Below are 4,707 nucleotides of genomic sequence, written 5' to 3'. Positions count from 1 at the left end.
AGCGCTGGATGTCCGCGGTCGCGTCTGGGGTACGGCACATTCGCGCGGGCGAGCTTGAGAAGCTCGTGCTCGCGCGGGACGTCGTGGTCGAGGACGACGGCGGGATCTCCCGCGAGCGCGTGCTGCGTCGCCTTGCGTCGGCCTACCGGGACTGCTGGGTCTACGGGGTCGACGGGCTCGTGGGTGCGACGCCCGAGATGCTCATCCAGGTCGAGGGGCGGACGGCCCAGGCGCGCGTGCTTGCGGGCACGCTTGACCGGCGCGAGGCCGACGGCGAGGCGCCGGGCTACCCCGAGCGGGTCCTCGCGGGGTCCGCGAAGCAGCGGCACGAGCACCAGATCGCGATCGAATCGCTCACGACGGCGCTCGAGCCGTTCTCCGCGGCCCTGAACGCCCACGATGAACCATTCATCCTCGAGCTGCCCAACGTCTACCACCTGGCCTCGGACGTCAAGGCCGAGCTCGCCGTGATCGAGGGGCACGTGCCCACGCCGCTCGCCCTCGTCAACGCGCTCCATCCCACCGCTGCGGTGTGCGGAACGCCGACCCAGGTCGCGGGCGCGCTCATCCGCGAGCTCGAGGCGCTCGACCGGGGCCCGTACGCGGGGCCCGTGGGCTGGCTTGACGGCGCCGGGAACGGCGAGTTCGGGATCGCCCTGCGGGGCGCCGTCCTCGAGGGCCCGAACGCCGCGCGGCTCTACGCGGGCTGCGGGATCGTCGAGGGGTCGCTGCCCGAGGCCGAGCTCGCGGAGACATGGGCGAAGTTCAGGCCGATGCTCGAGGCGCTCGGCGTAGAACGCTGATTCTGCTTCCACCGCGCGTCCGGTATCCCGGAACGATGTCCGGGATTCGGGCTTGCACTCCCTGCCGTTTCGTTGTCCAATGGTGAAACTAAAGTTGCATGTGATGCACATCTCACCGTGCTTCGGGGAGCAGTTAGGATAGATGTCGCCTTCGCGTTAGCACCTGTTTGCCACTACCTCAACTAAGGGACGAACTATGACCTTCACCACGAAGCTCGCCGCCAAGGGCGCTGTGGTCCTCGCCGTCAGCGCCCTCGCGCTCACCGCCTGCACCAACGCCTCTGAGACGGGTGGCGGTGCCCAGCCGAGCGGTTCTGCTTCGGCCGCCAGCTTCGATCCCAGCAGCGTCCAGAAGGATGACTCTCTGGCGTCGCAGGTGCCCGCAGCAATCAAGTCCAAGGGAACGCTCGTGATCGGCGCGGACACGACGTACGCCCCCGCCGAGTTCCTTGGCGGCTCCGACAACCACACGCCGATGGGCTACGACGTGGACATCGCCAAGGCGATCGGCGCGACCCTCGGCCTCAAGGTCGACGTCCAGACCGCCGAGTTCACGGGCATCCTGCCCGCGCTCGGCCCGAAGTACGACCTCGGCATCAGCTCGTTCACCATCACGAAGGAGCGCCTCGGCGCGGTCAACTTCGTGAGCTACTTCAACGCCGGCGTCTCGTGGGCGGTCCAGAAGGGCAACCCGAAGAAGTTCTCGGTCGATGACCTCTGCGGGAAGTCGATCGGCGTCCAGACCGGCACCACCGAGGCCGACGAGGTCAAGGCGTCGAGCGACAAGTGCACCGCGAGCGGCAAGAAGGCCATTGACATCGTCTCGCTGGACAAGCAGACGGACCTCAACACGCGCCTCGTGAACGGCGGCCTCGACGCTATGTCCGCCGACTCGCCGGTGGTCGGCTACGCGATCACGCAGACCAAGGGCGCGGTCGAGAAGATCGGCGATACGACCGAAGTCGCGCCCGAAGGCATCGCGGTCGCCAAGAGCGACACCGCCCTCGCCGGCCTCATCCAGAAGGTCGTGGCCAAGCTCATCGCCGACGGCTCGTACAAGAAGATCCTCGACACGTGGGGCAACGCCGATGGCGCCATCACCAAGGCTGAGCTCAACCCGTCCGTCTCCTCGTGACTGTTATGACCACTCATCGCGCGGAAACCACTGAAGCCGCGAAGCAGGGCGGCGCACCGGAACTCATCAAGGCAGTTCCGGTGCGCCATCCTGGCCGCTGGGTGGCGGCCGCCGTCATCCTCATCCTCGTGGCTCTGGCTGTCCAGAGCCTCGCCACGAACCCCCGCTTCGGCTGGGCCACCGTCGCGCTGTACATCCGCGACGTCAACGTGATCCAGGGCGTCGGGTGGACCCTCGCGCTCACGGTCCTCTCGATGGTCCTCGCGATCGTCCTCGCGGTCGCGCTCTCCTTCATGCGCGAGTCGGACAACCCGATCCTGCGGTGGACGTCGTGGTTCTGGGTGTGGTTCTTCCGGGGAACCCCGGTCTACACCCAGCTCACGTTCTGGGGCCTCGTCATGGTCCTGTACCCGGCCATCACCCTCGGGATCCCGTTCGGCCCCGAGCTGTTCACGTATGCGCTCTCGGACCCGTCGAAGGGCTTCGTCCCCGCTGTCCTCGGCCTGGGCCTCAACGAGTCCGCGTACCTCGCGGAGATCTTCCGGGCCGGCCTCAAGTCCGTGGACAAGGGCCAGATCGAGGCCGCGGAGGCGCTCGGCATGCGCGGCACCAAGGTCATGTGGCGGATCGTGCTGCCGCAGGCCATGCGCGTCATCGTGCCCCCGACCGGCAACGAGACGATCGGCATGCTCAAGACGACCTCGCTCGTCCTCGCCGTGCCGTTCACGTACGACCTGACGTTCGCCACGAACGCCCTCGCGAACCGGACGTACCAGCCGATCCCGCTGCTCATCGTGGCCGCGTTCTGGTACCTGCTCGTCACGAGCATCCTCATGGTCGGCCAGCACTACATCGAGAAGTATTACGGCAAGGGCGTCGACACCACGACGCGCATCGCCGTCGTCAATCCCGCCGCAGCGAAGGCCGCGGCGGCGGGCGTCGGCGGCGCCGAAGTCATTCCCGGCGGCCCGACCGGCGCCGGCGACACCATCGAGGAGAGTGGCCGATGAGCGCCCCCGCCACCACCGGGCACGCCGCCCCCGCACCGACGGCCAAGGAACTGGTCCGGATCGAGGGCGTCCACAAGTACTTCGGCGAGCACCACGTGCTGCGCGGGATCGACATGACCGTCCGGCAGGGCGAGGTGTCGGTGCTGATCGGCCCTTCGGGATCCGGCAAGTCCACGCTCCTGCGCTGCGTCAACCACCTTGAGACGATCAGCGCCGGCCGCATCTGGGTCAATGACGAACTGATCGGCTACAGGGAGAAGGGCGGCAAACTCCACGAGCTCCACACCAAGGAGATCGCGCAGCAGCGCCGCAACATCGGCATGGTGTTCCAGCGGTTCAACCTCTTCGGCCACAAGACCGCCGTGGAGAACGTCATGGAGGCGCCCGTCCAGGTCAAGGGCCACGACAAGGCTGCCGCAAAGAAGCGCGCCCTCGAGCTCCTCGACCGCGTGGGGCTGTCCGAGCGGGCCAACCACTACCCGGCCCAGCTCTCGGGAGGCCAGCAGCAGCGCGTGGCGATCGCCCGGGCGCTCGCGATGGATCCCGAGCTCATGCTGTTTGACGAGCCCACATCGGCCCTCGACCCGGAGCTCGTGGGCGACGTGCTCAACGTCATGAAGGACCTCGCACGCTCCGGCATGACCATGGTCGTGGTGACCCACGAGATCGGCTTCGCCCGCGAGGTCGGGGACACCCTGACCTTCATGGACGGCGGCGTCGTGGTCGAGTCCGGCAACCCCCGCGAAGTGATCGCGAACCCGCAGCACCACAGGACCCAGAGCTTCTTGAGCAAGGTGCTCTGAGCGCCTTCACCAGGCCCTGACCCGGCCGCGCTTCCGAATGCGATCAGCATGCCGCTTCGGAAGCGCGGTTGCCTGCTTTAAGGCTTCGGCGGCGGCTCAAATCCGCGTCATACCGGTGAAGGTCCAGTGAGATTGTTTTCTCCATGGTCGCCCCCTGTCGCAAAATCGCATGAGAAACGCACAAATGCTGCCGCACGCATTCGGGCGCAAATCCCAACCCATAATTCATGGGTTCACCGACGCTGCCCTTGACGCGCCACCAACCGGTTGTAACTGTGAAATTGTTGGAGGGAGACCTCGCGCCCCGCCAGCGATAGCCACGGATAATCGTGAATCAGGGGGAAGCATTGAAAACTTTAAAATTCGCCACGGCCTGCTTCTGTGCAGCACTGGGATTGGCAACGACATCCGCGGTGAGCGACTGGTGCGGACCCAATGCGATGCGTGCCCAATGACCGGACCCACCCGGTCCGAGGTCGCGCGCACGCTCGCTGCAGTCCCGGTCCGTGCGTCCCGCCGGATGACCTCCACCGAGTATCAGTTCCGCGTGAGCGAGATCCTCAGGCTTTTCGACATCGATGCAGTGGGCAGCGAGTGGGGCGTAGTTTACGGGGACAAGGGCGTTGAGCTCGAAGACCAGCCTTTAGTCGATGCCATTCACGCACTCGCTGGGAGGCGATTCGGCATCCCGGAATCGCAAATGTGAATGGGCCGGCCGGAGCAGGATGACTGCAACTGCGTAGCAAACTTCGTTCTACCGATCTAAGAATCTCGGCGAAGGAATGCCGGAACCCGAACAGGGAACCGACATTCCTTTGCCCGGACCAGTTATCTGTACCCGAAACGCCCCTACAGGCCAGTTATCTGTACCCGATACGGTGTTGGGGGGCGACCGACTCCGCGACCGCCGCCCGGACCCTCGCGTGCAGCTCGCGCAGCGCGGAACGGTCCACGCG

5 protein-coding genes are annotated in these 4,707 nt (G+C 66.3%); all 5 read left to right on the top strand.

Annotated elements, in window-relative coordinates; translation table 11 throughout:
• On the top strand, positions 1-803 hold an 803-nt coding region (locus ACLN58_RS18080; RefSeq protein WP_415856632.1), incomplete at its 5' end, for an isochorismate synthase.
• 196 nt (positions 804-999) lie between these two features.
• Positions 1,000-1,938, top strand: a complete 939-nt coding sequence (locus ACLN58_RS18075; protein WP_415856631.1) for an ABC transporter substrate-binding protein — start codon at positions 1,000-1,002, stop codon at positions 1,936-1,938.
• Between the two features lie 5 nt (positions 1,939-1,943).
• Positions 1,944-2,948, top strand: a complete 1,005-nt coding sequence (locus tag ACLN58_RS18070) for an amino acid ABC transporter permease (protein WP_415856630.1) — start codon at positions 1,944-1,946, stop codon at positions 2,946-2,948.
• On the top strand, positions 2,945-3,751 hold the full coding sequence (locus ACLN58_RS18065) for an amino acid ABC transporter ATP-binding protein (RefSeq protein ID WP_415856629.1): 807 nt from the start codon (positions 2,945-2,947) through the stop codon (positions 3,749-3,751). Before ACLN58_RS18070 ends, ACLN58_RS18065 begins: the two co-directional genes overlap by 4 nt.
• A 547-nt stretch (positions 3,752-4,298) precedes the next feature.
• Positions 4,299-4,457 (top strand): hypothetical protein, encoded by a 159-nt coding sequence (locus ACLN58_RS18060; RefSeq protein WP_415856628.1) that lies wholly within the window; start codon positions 4,299-4,301, stop codon positions 4,455-4,457.
• The last annotated feature ends 250 nt before the right edge of the window (positions 4,458-4,707 follow it).

It is taken from the genome of Sinomonas sp. G460-2, from assembly GCF_047759905.1.
Classification (GTDB): Bacteria; Actinomycetota; Actinomycetes; order Actinomycetales; family Micrococcaceae; genus Sinomonas.
This window is presented reverse-complemented; position numbering and strand designations above follow the sequence as displayed.

Coding starts and splice junctions, on each gene's coding strand:
- ACLN58_RS18075 (WP_415856631.1), top strand. CDS start 1,000: ATGACCTTCACCACGAAGCTCGCCGCCAAGGGCGCTGTGGTCCTCGCC.
- ACLN58_RS18070 (WP_415856630.1), top strand. CDS start 1,944: ATGACCACTCATCGCGCGGAAACCACTGAAGCCGCGAAGCAGGGCGGC.
- ACLN58_RS18065 (WP_415856629.1), top strand. CDS start 2,945: ATGAGCGCCCCCGCCACCACCGGGCACGCCGCCCCCGCACCGACGGCC.